Genomic DNA, 16813 nt, shown 5'->3' on the forward strand with positions numbered 1-16813 from the left:
AAGGGCGCGGTGATAAGTCATATGCGGCGTGTCCAGAAATCACCGGACCTGGTGATATCGTACTTCAACGGCGAAACGACGAAATACGCGGCTTGATACATATATAATAATGTCTATATTATTATGAGACGGTTAATAAGACCCATCGCCATGAAAGAACGCATCTCATTGCTCTTTATTGAGAAAGGCGAGTTGGATGTGCTTGATGGGGCTTTTGTGGTGGTGGACAAGACCGGCATACGAACACATATCCCGGTGGGAGGTGTCGCCTGTCTGATGCTGGAACCGGGCGCCAGAGTCTCCCACGCGGCCGTCACATTAGCCGCCCGCGTGGGGTGCCTGCTTATTTGGACGGGTGAAGCCGGTGTGCGTCTCTATGCCGCCGGCCAGCCCGGCGGAGCACGCTCCGACAGATTGTTGTATCAAGCTAAGCTGGCTTTGGATGACGATACACGTTTAAAAGTCGTGCGAAAAATGTACACCATGCGATTTGGCGAGGAACCGCCAAATCGCCGTAGTGTCGAACAATTGAGAGGCATAGAGGGCATTCGCGTGAAAAGAACATATGAACTCATTGCAAAACGCTATAACGTTCCTTGGAAAGGGCGAAGATACAATCCAAATGAATGGGGAAGTGGCGATATTGCGAATCGAGCAGTAAGCGCGGCAACTGCCTGCATCTATGGGATAACCGAAGCCGCAATTTTGGCCGCCGGGTATGCGCCCGCAGTTGGATTCATCCACACCGGCAAACCCCAATCCTTTGTTTATGACATAGCTGATATATACAAGTTCGATACAGTGATCCCGGCGGCATTCAGGATCGCCGCTAAAAAGCCACATGATGTGGAACGGGAAGTACGCCTGGCTTGCCGCGATACTTTCCGCGAGAAAAATGTACTGGCCACTATCATCCCCTTAATCGAGGAAGTGCTGTCAGCCGGCGGGATGGAGCCGCCCGAAGCCCCAAAGGAATCTGTGCCGATAGCCATACCAGAAGAGGAGAAATTGGGCGATGCTGGTCATCGTGCTTGAAAACGCCCCGCCCCGCCTGCGCGGACGGATGGCGGTGTGGCTTTTGGAGGTTCGGGCGGGAGTGTATGTAGGTGAATATTCCCGGCGCGTCCGGGAGATGCTTTGGAGCCAAGTGGAGGCCGGGATAGAAGACGGCAACGCCGTAATGGCCTGGAATACAAATACGGAATCAGGATTTGACTTCGTAACCCTTGGAAGTAACCGGCGAATACCTTTGGAAAAGGATGGGATCAAACTGGTTTCTTTCCTTCCAACAGAAGCGCCAAAGCCTGATCAAGGGGAAAAGAGCGCTCTTTGACATCGCGGGAAGTGAGCGCCCGCCTGTCACAAATCTTTACGAACGGGAAAAGCCGTCTTAGTCTGGTATAAATTCCTGGCAAGGTATAAGATTTGGAAACAGGCGGTTGAGCTAAGAGTATTCCCCACACACGTGGGGATGAACCGGCCGGCGTAGCCGGTGATTCCGTGGTGTCCGTGTATTCCCCACACACGTGGGGATGAACCGGCTGATACGGACGGGCCGACCACGGAGCGGCGTATTCCCCACACACGTGGGGATGAACCGGGCAATGCCGCCTCCCGTGGCGTGGTTCTGACGTATTCCCCACACACGTGGGGATGAACCGCTCATCGAAAAATTTGGGGAGCCTGTGGCTCAGTATTCCCCACACACGTGGGGATGAACCGGAGGCGAGAATTGGTAGCGTGTTTTGGTTTATGTATTCCCCACACACGTGGGGATGAACCTACTGTGACGGAGGCGGTGGTGTTACCCGCCGCGTATTCCCCACACACGTGGGGATGAACCGCTGTCGTGTCCACGCTCGTCAATATCCCCAGGGTATTCCCCACACACGTGGGGGTGAACCGGTTGCCATCCAGTCCGTCCGGATGGCGCACGCGTATTCCCCACACACGTGGGGATGAACCGGCTGCCAAATCCGGTAGCTATCGCGGCGGTAAGTATTCCCCACACACGTGGGGATGAACCGCGCAGTCGGCAATAACGAAATTGTGGACAGGGATGAACCGATAAATTACTTAACACTAAACGAGGAGAGAGAGTATTCCCCACACACGTGGGGATGAACCGGCAATGTTTCAATTATTCGAAAGTGTCCTAAAGTATTCCCCACACACGTGGGGATGAACCGGCTGCCAAATCCGGTAGCTATCGCGGCGGTAAGTATTCCCCACACACGTGGGGATGAACCGCGCAGTCGGCAATAACGAAATTGTGGACAGATGTATTCCCCACACACGTGGGGATGAACCGTTTTGACGATGATCGGCGGGGCGAATTACCGCGTATTCCCCACACACGTGGGGATGAACCGGCCGCGCTTTGGGCCGCCACGCCGGGATATACGTATTCCCCACACACGTGGGGATGAACCAGCGTTGGATTGGCTCGAACACCTTTCCCTTTTGTATTCCCCACACACGTGGGGATGAACCGTGGAACAGAACACGGCGGATTCCGACACCGGCGTATTCCCCACACACGTGGGGATGAACCGGCAGATCACGCCGTCGAACGTTATCCAGGGAAGTATTCCCCACACACGTGGGGATGAACCGATTTGGCAACCATTATCCATTTGCCGGATTCAGTATTCCCCACACACGTGGGGATGAACCGGCATATGGGAAGCCCCCCTGGTTCATTCAGTGGTATTCCCCACACACGTGGGGATGAACCGGCTCCGGCATTACATCACGATCCAGCAGTCATGTATTCCCCACACACGTGGGGATGAACCGGCGCTGGGGCTATAACGGCGGATCGGTTTATCGTATTCCCCACACACGTGGGGATGAACCGGCCGGCGTAGCCGGTGATTCCGTGGTGTCCGTGTATTCCCCACACACGTGGGGATGAACCGTTCCTCGGCTACTGGCAGCAGGGAAACGCCGAGTATTCCCCACACACGTGGGGATGAACCGGCGCATCTTCGCGTCACTCATTCCAGCGATGAGTATTCCCCACACACGTGGGGATGAACCGCAGGTTTCAACCTCATCAAGCGCTTCGAGGGAGTATTCCCCACACACGTGGGGATGAACCGGACATCTCCGAATTCCGCAACGTGGGGCTTGCGTATTCCCCACACACGTGGGGATGAACCGGGTCGGAAACAGCGCAGGCGGCGTTCAAACGCGTATTCCCCACACACGTGGGGATGAACCGGCCTAAATCAGCTTTGCGAACGGAGATAGAACGTATTCCCCACACACGTGGGGATGAACCGCCATTGACGAATTGCCGGAGGAAAAGACTATCGTATTCCCCACACACGTGGGGATGAACCGCTGGACACGGCGGGTGATTCCATCGGGCTGGTGTATTCCCCACACACGTGGGGATGAACCGTACATCGGGATGGAAGTGGGTGAATTCGTCATGTATTCCCCACACACGTGGGGATGAACCGGACGCTGATGATGATTGGGGAGATATAGCCGCGTATTCCCCACACACGTGGGGATGAACCGGTACACAGCCGAGGGAGCCGTCTCCAACGGGTGTATTCCCCACACACGTGGGGATGAACCGGCGGCCATCCAGTCCGTCCGGATGGCGCACGCGTATTCCCCACACACGTGGGGATGAACCGCATTATTACAAAAGCGGGAACGCATCGGGCAAGTATTCCCCACACACGTGGGGATGAACCGGCAATGGGAAACGTGGGGGATGAATCATATACGTATTCCCCACACACGTGGGGATGAACCGTGCCACGAGGTAGCTCTCCCGATGGGGCGCCCGTATTCCCCACACACGTGGGGATGAACCGACAGGGAACACAGCGATCATGACCGTTATTACGTATTCCCCACACACGTGGGGATGAACCGGCCGTGGCCCTGCAAACAGCCACCGAAGCAAAGTATTCCCCACACACGTGGGGATGAACCGTTTTACCGGGTCTTTTATCAGATACACATCGTGTATTCCCCACACACGTGGGGATGAACCGCCGAACGCGAAGCGGCGCTTGCGGATGCCCTTGTATTCCCCACACACGTGGGGATGAACCGTACATCGGGATGGAAGTGGGTGAATTCGTCATGTATTCCCCACACACGTGGGGATGAACCGCGGGAACGCATCGGGCAACCACACCCTCTATTGTATTCCCCACACACGTGGGGATGAACCGATTTGGCAACCATTATCCATTTGCCGGATTCAGTATTCCCCACACACGTGGGGATGAACCGCTCGCTGTGGAGATGCCGGAGCAAATGCGTTGGTATTCCCCACACACGTGGGGATGAACCGCTCCCGCGCACGGCGCACCATGATCTCTTCGGGTATTCCCCACACACGTGGGGATGAACCGGTGAGCGAGGCGGCGCCAGCTGCAATCTGGAAGTATTCCCCACACACGTGGGGATGAACCGGACATATGCGCTATATGCCCCTGAATTGGCGTGTATTCCCCACACACGTGGGGATGAACCGCTCCTCGCTTGCGATGGCCCAGGTGCACGAGAGTATTCCCCACGCACGTGGGGATGAACCGGCGGGATTCAAGAAAGGCGACAGGCGAAGCTTGTATTCCCCACGCACGTGGGGATGAACCGAGATCGAAGCTATGCGCATGGAATTCGCCACGTATTCCCCACGCACGTGGGAATGAACCGTGCAGGTGGGCGCCATGGACGCTCTGCGCGCCGTATTCCCCACGCACGTGGGGATGAACCGCTCATCTTCGAGCTCTGGCAAACTTTTCATTGGTATTCCCCGCGCACGTGGGGATGAACCGCGGCGGGGAACGGCGCCATTTGTAATCCCCCGCCCACGCTCCAATCATCGGGGGAAGGTCACTTTATTTTTCACAGGCTCATCTGGTGAGCTTGTGCTCTGTAATAATAAATGTGAGGATTGATGGAAGCACATAAGCCAGGGCACGGTAATCATTGGGAAACTTTATATGGCAGTGTCGAGGATTATCTCCCGGAACGGCTTTCGCGCGATGTCCAGGAAGGCAAGTTGACCGCCAGACATCCTTGCGTAGGCGTTAATAATGAAACTGAAAGGACGGAAAAAGTCGCCTGATTGCGCTATGGTGGCGGGCGGGTCGTAAACTAAGGCACTTAACGAGGCGTGTGTGACACGGTGAATCTCCCCGCCGTAGCACGGAGGCGACTCCGGCGCGCATTGTGGGGGAAATGGGAGTCCCCACCGCGCGCCTCGTTATTATCTTAAATGAAATAGCTGCGCGTTGCATGCGTCTGCATTGCTCACGGCAACACCACGCGGACTTTTTCCAACGCTTCAAGCATTTCATTCATTATCCAGATTGGCGGCGTTTCTTCGACTAACAATGGCCGGATAAGCTCCTCGAACTTGTTCCGGCCCGGCACATAATCCCCAATTTCATTCACATGCCCAAGTGCGTTAAAGAGCGCGTGCCTTGCCCCTCCGACGGCAAAAAGATATTCCTCGCTATATGGATCCGTGTCGTCGCGCAGGCCGTCCTGCAAAATGAGGACGGCGTCGTGGATCAGCTTGCCCGTCTGCCCGAGCCGCTCGCGCCGAACTTGAATATCGCAGTTTTCCAGGTTCATTTCTTAGCTCTCCGCTTTGTCTCTTTAGTTGCCGAATTATGGCAGGGTCATATGCTTCTTATCCAAAACTCAAGTGGCAAGCATAGACCTTTCTTTCCTTGCATTATGGCGGATACTACTTTGAAAGATTGCCGCCGGAATTATGGCTCCCGTCACAGGCCCCTCCGGAGAAGGTATATCTGCTTGTGTAAAAGCCTTGCCAGTAGAGCATCCCCCAGAGGTAGTCAATGCTGTAGTATGTGTAGCTTGAAGCGGTTATGGTGACATCACCGAAAGTAAAGGTGAGAGATGCGTCAGCTTTTTGAGACCCGCTCGAAGATGTGGTCCAGCCTCCTATAGACCCGGTGACAGCGCCCTCGGTGCTGGTCACGCACGTGGAGCCGGTCAAAGTGGCCGTTCCGGTGATGGTTCCGTTGGACTCGGCAAGACATGCCACAAGGGTAGAGTTGCTCCCGCCGCCGGGATTTTCCACATACCCTGAGTGCTGTCCCGTAACACGTCCGTCCAAGCCGGTGACACAGCTGGATGAGTTGGCTGATGTGCCTGCAGTGACAGCTCCCCCGGCGGTGAGGCCGCTTGAACTGGACGAAGTTGAGCTTTCCGTTGAACTTCCCCCACCTCCCCCTCCGCACGAGGTTATTGCGAAAAGTGCGGCTATAAGAGACACCACCTTTAAAACCCTCTTTTTCATAACTCCCCTCCTGTAGATTATTTGTTGGTCTTGCTGTCAGCCACCGGTTTGACGGGCCGTTCGGTGATCTTGCCGGAGGCCAGCGTTTCACAGACATAGTTCGCGCTTTCCACGATCACTTCGCGCGCAACATTGTCCAGCGCCAGATTCTTGCTCACGCTCCATCCGCCGGCCGCGCCCCCCGGCCCATAAATTCCTCCCGCAAGGAATCCCCACGAGCTTTTCTCCGAATTTGCCTCGAAAGCCCGCGAGTTGGTCACTTCAAGCGAAACCGGGTCCATGAGGCTGATATCAACCCCCATCCTGGCCTTCTGCTCGTTCTTGCTGACCATCCCAAGCACGGGGATGAATCCGCCGCCCAGCGCGCCCCCTTCCTTGGACAATTCCAGCGACGTGATCGTCCCGGACAAAATGTAATCTATCTTCGGAGGTTTGACTTTCTGACCCGTGGCCGCCAGTTTCTCGGACACCTGCTTGAACTGGTCGAGGTCTATCACTTTGAAGCATCCGCTTTCTTTAACAGCGGTCATTAGCATGTTACGAAGCCCGTGCCCGACCCCTTGTATCCCCCCTTGCCCCAGCGCCTGCGCCAGAAACATCGTGCGTGGATCGTTCGCCGCCGGATTGGAGCAGGAGGCGGCCTTGCAATCGAAATCGCCGATCATGATGTTCCCCACGGTCCCCCCGCACTTTGGGACGGGGATGGAAATAGTGGTGACCTTTGTCTCTTTCGCCTCTCCCGTCGAGGACGATTGTGACGATGCGATTTTCAAGATATCGTTGACGTTGTGATGTCGCTGGAGATTAAGGACTTTTATAAAAGCATGACAACTTACTCAAGTCATAAGGTATGGCAGGATGTTTACCGGCTTGCCACGCCTGCTGGAAAGGTCTATATCAAACTTATGGTCTTGGATGATTTGCTCATCGTATCTTTCAAGGAGCTGTGAGGAAAATGAGATGTCCGTTCTGCGGCAAGGGTAAACCAACCCACGGCACCAGAGATATTCCTTACTCCTACAAGGGTGAATCAACAGTCATATCCGGGGTGACCGGTGATTTTTGTCCAGCCTGCGGAGAGGGTGTTCTCGCGCCTGAAGAATCGGATCGGGTGAGCGGATTGATGTTGGAGTTCAATAAGTCCGTGAACGCCTCGATGGTGGATCCGGGGTATATCGCTGGTGTCCGCAAGAAACTTCGGCTTGATCAGCGCGAGGCCGCCGAGATATTCGGTGGTGGCGTGAATGCATTCTCCCGCTATGAAACGGGGAAGGCCAAACCACCGTTGTCGCTGGTCAAACTGCTGATGGTGCTGGATCGCCATCCGGGATTACTTGACGAAGTAAGGGACGAGAAGAGCGTTAAAGCCAGCGTCCGGCGCAAACCATCCAAGGCGATGGCGCGCCACCAAATGAAAAGGGTTTCTGATATGTCCGAGACCTGAAAGGGAGAAGAAACAAGGAAGGCGAAGTTGATCAAAGCGCGCCTTGCAGTTCCGGGACCTTGATTTCGACACTGGTGTTTATTGGACGCGGAGAAGATGGGATAACAACAAGCTTCGCGATGGCCTAAAACCAAAAGGCGAAGCCGAGCGATCATATCCTCTTGATCGTGTCGCGCACATAATCAAGTGCGCGTTGAAAGGCCGTATCACCGGGCCTGAAAGTTTCGTCTTCGCGTATCAGGTTCCAAGGACCAAAAGATGGCATCACTACACAAAAGATTACCTTTACAAAATTTACGACAAAGCGAGGGACAAAGCTGGCCTGTCAAAAGAAGCGACTCCTTACGCTTTCTCGCGTAATTCAATGGCGTCTCAACTGGCGCAAGCTGGCGCTTCCGATGATCAAATCGCCATGGGGCTGGACAACTCAAGCCAGGTGGTACGCAAGCATTATAAGCACGTTTTTCCACAGACCGTCGGCAAGGTGTTGGAGTTCCGGGACAAGGCAAATTTGTTTCCCGTTGTTTCCCAAGAGAAAAAGGAGATTTTAAGCAATGATTAATCAATGTGTTACAAATCGGCATCCATTCTTACAAGCTGGATGCCGTGGGTTTGATCCCCTCTCCGCCTACCATTCCTTCGCCGCCCCGGATATCGGGCATGCGGTCAGACGCTGTGCAGGCTGGACACGTATGCCTTCCCCTCGCCGTATTTTTCTTTGAAATAGTCCCGCGTGGGGCCAAAGGTCATGTCCTCTAGCGTTCCCCCTTTTTCAAAATGCCTGGCGAACATCATGCCGATGCCGTAAACAGTGGCTCCGGAAAGGATGGGCCGCGACGTGAGCCCCGCCACCGCGCCGAGCATGGGAGCCGCGCCCATCAATAGCGACGTCCCAAGGCCGGATGCCAAAAGCGGCCCCGCGCTCCCAACGGCGCAAGTCGTCATCCGCATCGCCGTCCTTTTGGAATAGTCCACCCCGTAAAGTCCGGCCAGTTTTTTTAGCATCTTCAGGACAACGGCGAACACTCCCGCTATGTCCAGCAGCGGCACCGGCGCGGCGGCCACCCCCATAGAATAGATGACCTGGCTTTTGATTATGTCCAAAGCTTCGGGCCGGACAGTGTCCTGCGCCGGGGCGTCTCTTTCACTGGCCGCCGGGGCCACGGCCACCACGGCAGGCTCAGCCACTCGTGCGGCCACAGGCTCTGGTTTTTTCTCCTCCTTCGCGCCGGGCGCCGGGGCGGCCTCTTCCGCGGGCGCTTCGTATATCCTCCGCCTCGGTCGCGCTATCTTCATCTTTTCGTCCGGACCTTTGCCTTTGTCCATCATCTCATCCCTGGCCATATCCTGCGTCTCCTCTGGTGGCGAACCCGTCCAGCCTTAAAAGGCTTTTTATAAACATATCATAATCTTCTTTCGCCTGGCTTTTAGAAAATCCGGCGAATATCGTCTCCCTGCGGGCCAATGCCTTCGCGTAATCGGTGCTCGTCCTGATGACCACGGGGGAGAGGTGGTCTCCAAACACCCTGCGCAACGTCTCAAGCGCGTCAAAGGACATCTTCTCCCTCTTGTCGAACCTGTTGAACAGGGCGGTAATCGATGGGGGGGCAAGTCCGAACGTTTCGGTTATGGACATGATTTCGCCCAACGTAAGCTCCAGCCCGCGTATGGAAAAAGGGTCCGGCGCAACGGGGATCACCACGGTGTCCGCCGCGCATATGGACGATATCACCGCCGCGCCCAAAGAGGGGGGGCAGTCCATAACGATCAGGTCGAATCCATTGGCGCGCAACACTTCGCACACGCCGCGCACGGCGTTTTTCTGCGAGGCGGGATTTGTCAGCGCCGAGTCCAAAAGGCCGTTCTCCAGCGACGACGGGAGCAGGTATAGGTTTTCGTCCAGTTCGCACAGCGAGTTCATGACCGTTTCGTCCGGCTTCTGCCACACATCGTAAAAGATCGGGTCCCCCGGCTCCGGGATGGCGTCAAACGCCAGCGAGGCCGAGCCTTGCGAGTCCATGTCCAGAAGGCATGTCTTAAAGCCGTATTGCGCCGCGCGGGTGGCGGTGTTTATGGACACTGTGGTCTTGCCGATGCCGCCGCGCAGGTTCAAATTGGCGATGGTCCGGAATGAATAGTCCACCCCCCCGTTGCTCAAGATAGCTTCGGACGCGGCCCGGGGCGATGCCATAAGAGTTCCTGCCCAGGTATACCAGGCTGTGTGGATCGAACTGGCGGCGGAGCGAATCCGGATCGTCATGGGTGAGCCTGGCGATGTCCGCCAGCGTCGCCATGTATTTCGCCGTGCTGCCGTTGGATTTGGTCATTCGCAATAATGTTCCGTGAGGGGCCAATGCTTCCCCTCTTTTATACACCAAATTCGGGGCGTGGCGCCATCACTTCGGCCAGATGAACCGCACCGGCTTGCCCGGATTGGGCAGGCTGACTATTTCATATGGCCATTCGGGCCCGTGGGGGGCGTTTTTCATGTCCAATGGCACGGTCTGGCGGACGGTCACTTCCATCTCTTTGCCCCGGTCCACGGCTTTCTCCACTCCGATCCTGTGCCCCTTCACCTGCTTTTCACCGGCGAACACAGCTATGAGCCGGGTGTATCTCCAGTCGAACGCCGGCGCATACGCTTCGGCCACTTTTAAGTCCACCAGCAGTTTTTGGTAACTCTCCTGGTTGTCGATCAGCATAGCCTGTGGCCCGGCCACCCCGGCGGCGCTGGCGTTGGGCAAGACCAGCGGGTCAAGCTGGGCGATCTTTCCGATCGGGGTCATGTCCATGGTCTCGGCGTACCTGTAATATTCCCAGGGGGTGTTGCGAGCCATGTCGCGAACGGCCGCCTCCACGCACACCCGCGCCGCCGCCTCCACACTCGTCCCGCTCCATCCGCCAAGCCCGATGGGGGCGCGGGACCAGCCGCCCCCCACCCCGCCGATCACGCCGCCTCCCCAGTTCTGTGACCTGCCTTCCACAGTGTTCGCCGCCACCACCCGCCCGGTGCGCGCGTCCACTATCTTCATGTCCATGGCGATGTACGATTCAGTGTAGGTGACGGCGCCGATGGGAAGATTGTCCTTCTGGTTGGCCGCGCCGACGGCAATGGACGCCCCCAGGGTAATGGCGCCGACGATTATGCCGCCTGCCCCCAGTTCGTCCTCCTCAAAGGCGGTGACCGCGCCGAACACCAGAAGATCGGCCCCTTCAAGCTGGCCGGTCTTTGCGGCGGTGGCGGCCGACACCTGGCCTTTCACGGCGAAGTCCTGCTCGTTTATCACCGCGTCCAGATCCCGCCGGTCCAGCAGGATGTAGCGGTTGGTGTTGAAAAGGGCGGTGGTGAGCATGTCGGCCATCCCCTCGCCTATTTCGCCTTTGGCCTTGCCGGTCTTGTCGATGAACTTTACCACCGCCACGCGGGCCTTGGGCCCATTGTACTTTTCCGCCTGGGCCTGTGCGATGGTGGAGCCTCCCCCTCCCCGGACGACAGCCTCATCCGTGGCGCAGGAGGATAGCGTGGCGGCAAGGAAAGCCGCCGCCAGCGTCCATATTTTTTTCATGTTCATCATCATCTATGATTGGACGGACTTATGACCGTGGTTTTAAATGCAGTTTACCACCAGCCGGGGCGGGGGGGAATGGCAAGAAGCGCGGCCTAGAAAATGAAACGCCGTACCCGGGGAACAAGCTCCTCCCCGTTTATGGGACGGGGGATGCAATCGTGGGCGCCAAGCTTTATCATCTTCTCCCTCTCATCGCCGTTATGATCCCCCAGGATCATCATTATGGGAGTGTCCCCCCATTCCGGAGACGCTCTGAGAAGCGATATCACTTCCCGCCCGCCGTCACCGCGCATCTGGGAGTCGAGTATCACAAGATGAGGCTGGCGGGCCGACGCCGTTTGCAGGACGGACAGTCCGCTGTCCACCTCCACAAGCTCTGTCTCCAGCCCGGAAAGGCGCGAGGCGATCTCGCCCCTTATCCCGTCGTCCCCGCTGGCAACAAGCACCACCGGTTTCACTTCCGGCAGAGAAAGATAGAACACGGAGCCTTTCCCGGGCTCCGACTCCACCACAATGTTCCCACTGTGCGCCTCCATAATGTCCTTGCATAGAGGAAGCCCCAGCCCGGTCCCTTTTTCACCGGCGGTGCCGATGGTGGTGGTCTTCACCTCGTGCCGGAAAAGGTCCGGGATTATTTTCTGGTCTATCCCTACGCCGGTGTCCTTCACCGCCAAAACACCTTTGCTTTTTTCCGGGACGAAGGCCGTGACGGACCCGCCGGCGGGGCAGAATTTGACCGCGTTGGAAACCAGGTTCTGGGCCACCTGGTAAAAAAGGTTGTAGTCCACGAATAGCCGCGTCCTGGGCGGAACATGGTTCACAAGCGTCACCCCCTTGTTTCCCGCGATCAGGGAGAGCCCGTCCAGCGCCCCCGCCACCATCGGATGGGCGTCTATGAACCTTCGGACCAGCTTTATCTTCCCGGTCTTGAGCCGCGAGATATTGAGCAGCTGGTCTATCATCTTCACCATCCCGTCGCAGGTGCCAAGCGCCCTGTCGAGTATCTGCCGCGAGCCGTCCTCCATGCTCTCCCCGGAGCGGCTCTTAATGATGTTCAGGCAGCCGGAGACGGTGGCGATCGGGGAGCGCAGGTCATGGGAGACGAGCGAAACGAATTTGTCCTTCAGTTTCGTCGCCTCGTCCGCCTGCTCCTTGGCCGTCCGCAGCGCCGCCTCCGCCTTGTTGCGCTCTGTCATGTCCCTGCAAATGGCCTGCACACCCACCGGCGCGCCGTCCTTGTATATCAACCGGGTGCTAAGCTCCAGCGGAACGCGCCGGCCGTCCTTTGCCACTATCTCCACCTCGTAACGGGTGGTCTCCGTCTTTCCGGCAAGCTTGGCGCCCATGTTTTCTTCGGCAAGCGCCTGAAACTCCAGGGCCAGGAACTTCTTGTAATCGGTCCCGATGATCTCCTCGATGGAATATCCGGTCAGCGAGGTTGCCACGTGGTTGACCGAGGTCATGACTCCTTGCAGGTCATGGGTGTAAATCAGGTCGTTTGCGTTCTCCACCAGTTGCCTGTATTTCTTTTCCGTCTCGCGCAGGGCCGCCTCGGCCTTCTGGCGCTCGGCTTCCAACCGCTTGTTCTCGTCCTGCAATTTCTTGCGCTGGAGCGCCCGCACCACGGTGGTCATGGCCCGTTGGGGCTCGCACGGTTTTACGATATAGTCCTCCGCCCCCCCCTTGATGCTGTCCACGGCCGCTTCTATGTTCCTAAAGCCGCTGAGGATTATGAAGACCAGGGAGGGGTATTTTTGTTTGGCCCGGGCCAGGAACTCAAGCCCGCTGATCTCCGGCATGCGAAGGTCGGAAAGCACCACGTCCACGTGGTTTGACATCAGGATGTCCAGCGCCGCGGCGCCGTTCTCGGCCTTGAAACAGGTGAAGCCGTGGGCCTCGAAATAGCTGGAAAGGACAAAGAGGCTTATCTCGTCGTCATCAGCCAGAAGTATGGACGAACCTTTTACCTCTACTGGAACCTTGAACTCGGATCCCTCATTGTTCATAGATACGGCCTGTTTTGAAGGCGAAAGGAGAAACTACCCCTCAGTCATCTCTTTGCCTGATTATTATAATGAAATTTCCCGTCAATAAAACAGGCAAATGCCGGCGGGGGAAAGTTTATATCCTCTCCGGGGAAGCTGCGCCATGGTCCGGCCGGGCGGTCTTTCGTATCAGGAACAACCTTGCGCCGTCCGCCATCACTTCGGCGGGCAATGGGTGGGAGAGGAAATACAGCATTCCGGCCGTATAGCCATACGCGCCGGAATTGAATATTCCCAGAAGGTCGCCGATTCGCGGCGAAGAGAGCTTTATGATGCGCGAAAACTGGTCCGCCGAGGCGCACAGGGGGCCCGCCACGGTGCATTCAACAACCTTGCGCCCCTTTGTTTTTGTCAGGATGGCCGCCGGATAATTTTTGTTGAGCGCTATCGGGACGATGGCGTGATGTATCCCCCCGTCGGTGATGGCGTAAAGCCGCCCGCGCGATGTTTTCACGTCCGTCACGCGTGAAACGTAAATCCCCGCCGGCCCGGCAAGATACCTGCCCGGTTCGAGAAGCAATCTGGTCTGGGCGAAATTGGGGGTGGACAGAATCTCCCGCCGCACGTCCCGTATGACCGCGCCAAGCTTTTTCACGTCCAGCTCCCGGTCTTTTTCGCCAAATGGAATCCCCAGCCCGCCGCCGAAATTCAATGTTTTTACCGTCATCCCAAGCTTTGCCGCCGTCGTGGCGGCCCACTGGGCAAAGCCTCGGTACATGGCGCCGAGAGTGTCCGTATCGGTTATCTGTGTCCCGGCAAAACAGTGGAATCCCATCACCTCCACCCGCTTTTCGGCCAGGGCTTTTTTTATCAGGCGCGGAAGCTCGGTGTCGTCTGTGCCGAACTTGCGCGGCCCGCCGGTCATCACCTCGCCGGCCCCCCCGGTGAACGTCAGGTTCACCCGGAACGCTATCTTGACGGGCCGTGCGCTTTTCGTCTCGGAGGCGGCCGTTATGATCCTGCCAAGCTCCGCCGCCGACTCCACGTTGATACAGCCGATCTTTTTGGCCACCGCCATCCGGATGTCCGCCTCGCTCTTTCCCGGCCCGGCGAATATTATTTTCTCAGGGGCAAACCCGGCCTTTAGCGCCATGGCAAGCTCGCCTTCCGAGGCCACTTCCGCCCCGGCGCCAAGCTTGCCGAACACACGCGCCACGTTTATGTTCGGATTTGCCTTCACCGAATAATGGACGAAGGTGTTTTCCGGAAGGGCCGCCGCCAGCCTTTGATATTGCCGGCGCAGGATTGCGGCGTCGTATATATAGAAAGGGGTACCGGCGCGCAACGCTATCTGGCGGATGGACTTGCCGCCGATCCTAAGCTCCCCGCCGGTGAACGGGAAAAGTTTTACGGCATTCATTTCTTGTCACTCCATTCCCCCCGCGGCATGCTTGTTCAGCCATGTCCCACAGGGGCGCTTATTTTATTTTTATAAACTTTATCCCGCCGCGCCTCCTGAAGTCACCTGATTTGTCACCAGCGTTTCCGGCCCCGCCGCCGTGAAATATCCTATCTTCAGCGCCAGGGTCCTGGCCATGCGCTTTAAATAACGGCCGCCGAACCCTTCCATGAACCGCGAGGGATTCTTGCTTCCAAACGCCACCGCAGCCACCGGCCTGCCTTCAAAGTACACCGGCAGTATCGCCTCGGAGCGCAGTTTTGCCGCCGATCCGTTGAAAAAGTCGGAAGACCCGCTCCGCAAGTCCCCACGCAGGGATGGCTCGTCCGATTCGCCCAAACGGGCCGAAAGCCATTGCGAGTCCCGGAACGACACGTTGGAGGAGTTGATGAACACGCCCCCTCCCGGTTCCTTGTACCCCGCCGGGAAGTGGGAGATCAGCGAGTTTTCCAGAGTCACGGTTATGGCGTCCATGCCGAAGACCTTCTTGCCGCCGGTTATCAGCGAGTCGGCCAGGGACTTTAGGTCCCCCGCCGTGAAAATGACCTCCTCCATCTCGTCCATCTTCTGCTGGGTCTTCTCGTTCTCCGTGGAGCACGAGATCAAAAACCGCAGGTTTTTCCTCAGGGCGGAGTTGTACTGGCGAAGCTGGGTGTTCGTCATCTTCACCGCCTGGGCCACCATTTCATTCTTCATTTCCCGTCAGCCTCCCTGTTAGTCGGCGTGTTTCCTGATGAAGGTCGGTATGTCCAGGTCCTCGTCGAGGATGTTCACGTCGCCATTGACCACCCGAAGGCCCTGTCTGCGCGGCGGAGGGGGGGGCAGCGACGGCAGGGCCACCTTCTGCGCCTCCGTGAACGGCTGGACGATGGACTGCGGAGCCGGGAGCCTGTCCTGCGCCGGCGTGATCTTCAGGGCAGCGCTCACCCCTGTGCGTATCTCGCTCCTGCGGGCAGGCTCGATCCGCATTTCCGCGGCGCGGTACTCGTCGGCCCGCTTTATCTCCTGCGCGCTCTTGAATCCGGTGGCGATCACCGTCACCGAGACGCTGTCGCCCATGCTCTCGTCTATCACGGCGCCGAAGATGACTTCCGCCTCGTGGTCGGCCGCGTCGGTGATGTACGTGGCGGCTTCGTGAATCTCGTGAAGCGAAAGGTCCGGCCCGCCGGTGACGTTGATGAGCACACCCTTGGCGCCCTCGATGGTGGAGTCCTCCAGAAGCGGGCTGTGAATGGCGTTCTGCGCCGCTTCCACCGCCCTGTTGTCCCCCGTGGCAAGCCCCGCGCCCATGAGAGCCATACCTTTCTGGCTCATGATGGTCTGCACGTCGGCAAAGTCCAGGTTAATGAGCCCCACGCCGGTGATGATGTCCGAAATCCCCTTCACGGCCCTGCACAGCACGCCATCGGCTGTCTCAAACGCCTTGTTGGCCGGCATGTTCTTGCCAACATACCCGAGCAGTTGCTGGTTGGGGATGACTATGAGGGTGTCCACGCTCTTGCGAAGCTCCACGAGCCCCTGCTCGGCGTTTTCAGCCCTGCGCTTCCCCTCGAAGGAGAACGGCTTGGTCACCACCCCCACGGTAAGCACCCCCATCTCCTTGGCGATCTGCGCTATCACAGGCGCTGCCCCGGTTCCGGTGCCGCCCCCCATCCCGGCGGTGACGAACACCATGTCCGCCCCCTTGACAAAGTCCTTTATCGCCTCTTCGTCCTCAATGGCCGCGGCCTTCCCCACCTCCGGCCGGCCGCCCGCGCCAAGGCCCCTTGTGCGCTGTTTGCCGATCTGGATCTTCAGCGGCACAGGCGACGCTTTGAGCGCCTGCGCGTCCGTGTTGGCCACGATGAACTCCACGCCGTTGATCCCTTGCTGGATCATCGTGCGCACCGCGTTGCCCCCGCCGCCTCCGGCCCCGATCACCTTGATCTTGGCCGAATGCAGGTTTTCCGCGGCCTCGTCCGCATAATCGAAAAACACCTGTCCGTCGTCCGTCTCGGCAAAATCCGCCATCTCAAAATCCTCCCTTTACCCGTTTTCGTTTCATATTTG

15 protein-coding genes and 2 CRISPR repeat arrays are annotated in these 16813 nt (G+C 57.6%); of the genes, 5 read left to right on the forward strand and 10 right to left on the reverse strand.

Annotation, left to right across the window (positions count from 1 at the left end; translation table 11 throughout):
* The first annotated feature begins 123 nt into the window (after nucleotides 1-123).
* Both cas1e and cas2 read left to right on the forward strand, forming a co-directional pair.
* Nucleotides 124-1035: a type I-E CRISPR-associated endonuclease Cas1 gene (gene cas1e, locus HZB29_02495; protein MBI5814461.1), complete on the forward strand. Its 912-nt coding sequence runs from the start codon at nucleotides 124-126 to the stop codon at nucleotides 1033-1035.
* On the forward strand, nucleotides 1016-1333 hold the full coding sequence (gene cas2 / locus HZB29_02500; protein ID MBI5814462.1) for a type I-E CRISPR-associated endoribonuclease Cas2: 318 nt from the start codon (nucleotides 1016-1018) through the stop codon (nucleotides 1331-1333). Before cas1e ends, cas2 begins: the two co-directional genes overlap by 20 nt.
* Nucleotides 1334-1450: 117 nt before the next feature.
* A CRISPR array of direct repeats spans nucleotides 1451-2027; the repeat unit is 29 nt; unit sequence GTATTCCCCACACACGTGGGGATGAACCG.
* An 11-nt stretch (nucleotides 2028-2038) separates the two neighbouring features.
* Nucleotides 2039-4811: a CRISPR direct-repeat array (repeat unit 29 nt; unit sequence GTATTCCCCACACACGTGGGGATGAACCG).
* 478 nt (nucleotides 4812-5289) lie between these two features.
* On the opposite strand, the gene HZB29_02505 is transcribed toward cas2, so the two are convergent.
* From HZB29_02505 to HZB29_02515, 3 genes are all read right to left on the reverse strand, one after another.
* Nucleotides 5290-5616 carry a hypothetical protein gene (locus HZB29_02505; GenBank protein ID MBI5814463.1) on the reverse strand — a complete coding sequence of 109 codons (327 nt, stop codon included), beginning with the start codon at nucleotides 5614-5616 and terminating at the stop codon, nucleotides 5290-5292.
* A gap of 115 nt (nucleotides 5617-5731) precedes the next feature.
* Nucleotides 5732-6124 carry a hypothetical protein gene (locus HZB29_02510; protein MBI5814464.1) on the reverse strand — a complete coding sequence of 131 codons (393 nt, stop codon included), beginning with the start codon at nucleotides 6122-6124 and terminating at the stop codon, nucleotides 5732-5734.
* 200 nt (nucleotides 6125-6324) lie between these two features.
* Entirely contained in the window at nucleotides 6325-6972 is a 648-nt protein-coding gene (locus HZB29_02515) for a curli assembly protein CsgG (protein ID MBI5814465.1), read from the reverse strand.
* A gap of 126 nt (nucleotides 6973-7098) precedes the next feature.
* On the opposite strand from HZB29_02515, the gene HZB29_02520 reads away from it, so the two are divergent.
* Genes HZB29_02520 through HZB29_02530 form a run of 3 tightly spaced genes read left to right on the forward strand, consistent with a single transcriptional unit; the run spans nucleotide 7099 to nucleotide 8313 of the window.
* Entirely contained in the window at nucleotides 7099-7257 is a 159-nt protein-coding gene (locus HZB29_02520) for a type II toxin-antitoxin system MqsR family toxin (protein ID MBI5814466.1), read from the forward strand.
* A 5-nt stretch (nucleotides 7258-7262) separates the two neighbouring features.
* Nucleotides 7263-7751 carry a type II toxin-antitoxin system MqsA family antitoxin gene (locus tag HZB29_02525; GenBank protein ID MBI5814467.1) on the forward strand — a complete coding sequence of 163 codons (489 nt, stop codon included), beginning with the start codon at nucleotides 7263-7265 and terminating at the stop codon, nucleotides 7749-7751.
* Nucleotides 7752-7794: 43 nt separating this feature from the next.
* Nucleotides 7795-8313, forward strand: a complete 519-nt coding sequence (locus tag HZB29_02530; GenBank protein MBI5814468.1) for a tyrosine-type recombinase/integrase — start codon at nucleotides 7795-7797, stop codon at nucleotides 8311-8313.
* A gap of 104 nt (nucleotides 8314-8417) precedes the next feature.
* Here the strand turns inward: HZB29_02530 and HZB29_02535 are convergent, their stop codons facing one another.
* The 7 genes from HZB29_02535 to ftsZ all read right to left on the reverse strand — a co-directional run bounded on the left by HZB29_02535 (nucleotide 8418) and on the right by ftsZ (nucleotide 16774).
* Nucleotides 8418-9095 (reverse strand): DUF697 domain-containing protein, encoded by a 678-nt coding sequence (locus HZB29_02535; protein ID MBI5814469.1) that lies wholly within the window; start codon nucleotides 9093-9095, stop codon nucleotides 8418-8420.
* A complete protein-coding gene (locus HZB29_02540) occupies nucleotides 9082-9942 on the reverse strand; it encodes a ParA family protein (protein ID MBI5814470.1) in 861 nt (286 codons plus the stop codon). The genes HZB29_02535 and HZB29_02540 overlap by 14 nt, the downstream gene beginning before the upstream one ends.
* A gap of 205 nt (nucleotides 9943-10147) precedes the next feature.
* On the reverse strand, nucleotides 10148-11317 hold the full coding sequence (locus HZB29_02545; GenBank protein ID MBI5814471.1) for a hypothetical protein: 1170 nt from the start codon (nucleotides 11315-11317) through the stop codon (nucleotides 10148-10150).
* Nucleotides 11318-11412: 95 nt separating this feature from the next.
* Nucleotides 11413-13326, reverse strand: a complete 1914-nt coding sequence (locus HZB29_02550; GenBank protein MBI5814472.1) for a response regulator — start codon at nucleotides 13324-13326, stop codon at nucleotides 11413-11415.
* A 115-nt stretch (nucleotides 13327-13441) separates the two neighbouring features.
* On the reverse strand, nucleotides 13442-14725 hold the full coding sequence (lysA, locus tag HZB29_02555; protein MBI5814473.1) for a diaminopimelate decarboxylase: 1284 nt from the start codon (nucleotides 14723-14725) through the stop codon (nucleotides 13442-13444).
* Between the two features lie 78 nt (nucleotides 14726-14803).
* Nucleotides 14804-15460, reverse strand: a complete 657-nt coding sequence (locus HZB29_02560; protein ID MBI5814474.1) for a DUF484 family protein — start codon at nucleotides 15458-15460, stop codon at nucleotides 14804-14806.
* An 18-nt stretch (nucleotides 15461-15478) separates the two neighbouring features.
* A complete protein-coding gene (gene ftsZ, locus HZB29_02565) occupies nucleotides 15479-16774 on the reverse strand; it encodes a cell division protein FtsZ (protein MBI5814475.1) in 1296 nt (431 codons plus the stop codon).
* Nucleotides 16775-16813 lie beyond the last annotated feature (39 nt).

The sequence above is a fragment of the Nitrospinota bacterium genome, from assembly GCA_016235255.1.
In the GTDB taxonomy this organism is placed as follows: Bacteria; Nitrospinota_A; UBA7883; order UBA7883; family JACRLM01; genus JACRLM01.

Excerpts from the sequence above, each read along its gene's own strand:
- HZB29_02520 (MBI5814466.1), top strand. The coding sequence starts at position 7,099 with ATGTCGCTGGAGATTAAGGACTTTTATAAAAGCATGACAACTTACTCA.
- HZB29_02505 (MBI5814463.1), bottom strand. The coding sequence starts at position 5,616 with ATGAACCTGGAAAACTGCGATATTCAAGTTCGGCGCGAGCGGCTCGGG.
- HZB29_02515 (MBI5814465.1), bottom strand. The coding sequence starts at position 6,972 with ATGATCGGCGATTTCGATTGCAAGGCCGCCTCCTGCTCCAATCCGGCG.
- HZB29_02545 (MBI5814471.1), bottom strand. The coding sequence starts at position 11,317 with ATGAAAAAAATATGGACGCTGGCGGCGGCTTTCCTTGCCGCCACGCTA.
- HZB29_02535 (MBI5814469.1), bottom strand. The coding sequence starts at position 9,095 with ATGGCCAGGGATGAGATGATGGACAAAGGCAAAGGTCCGGACGAAAAG.
- cas2 (MBI5814462.1), top strand. The coding sequence starts at position 1,016 with ATGCTGGTCATCGTGCTTGAAAACGCCCCGCCCCGCCTGCGCGGACGG.
- lysA (MBI5814473.1), bottom strand. The coding sequence starts at position 14,725 with ATGAATGCCGTAAAACTTTTCCCGTTCACCGGCGGGGAGCTTAGGATC.
- ftsZ (MBI5814475.1), bottom strand. The coding sequence starts at position 16,774 with ATGGCGGATTTTGCCGAGACGGACGACGGACAGGTGTTTTTCGATTAT.
- HZB29_02550 (MBI5814472.1), bottom strand. The coding sequence starts at position 13,326 with ATGAACAATGAGGGATCCGAGTTCAAGGTTCCAGTAGAGGTAAAAGGT.
- cas1e (MBI5814461.1), top strand. The coding sequence starts at position 124 with ATGAGACGGTTAATAAGACCCATCGCCATGAAAGAACGCATCTCATTG.
- HZB29_02540 (MBI5814470.1), bottom strand. The coding sequence starts at position 9,942 with ATGGCATCGCCCCGGGCCGCGTCCGAAGCTATCTTGAGCAACGGGGGG.
- HZB29_02560 (MBI5814474.1), bottom strand. The coding sequence starts at position 15,460 with ATGAAGAATGAAATGGTGGCCCAGGCGGTGAAGATGACGAACACCCAG.
- HZB29_02525 (MBI5814467.1), top strand. The coding sequence starts at position 7,263 with ATGAGATGTCCGTTCTGCGGCAAGGGTAAACCAACCCACGGCACCAGA.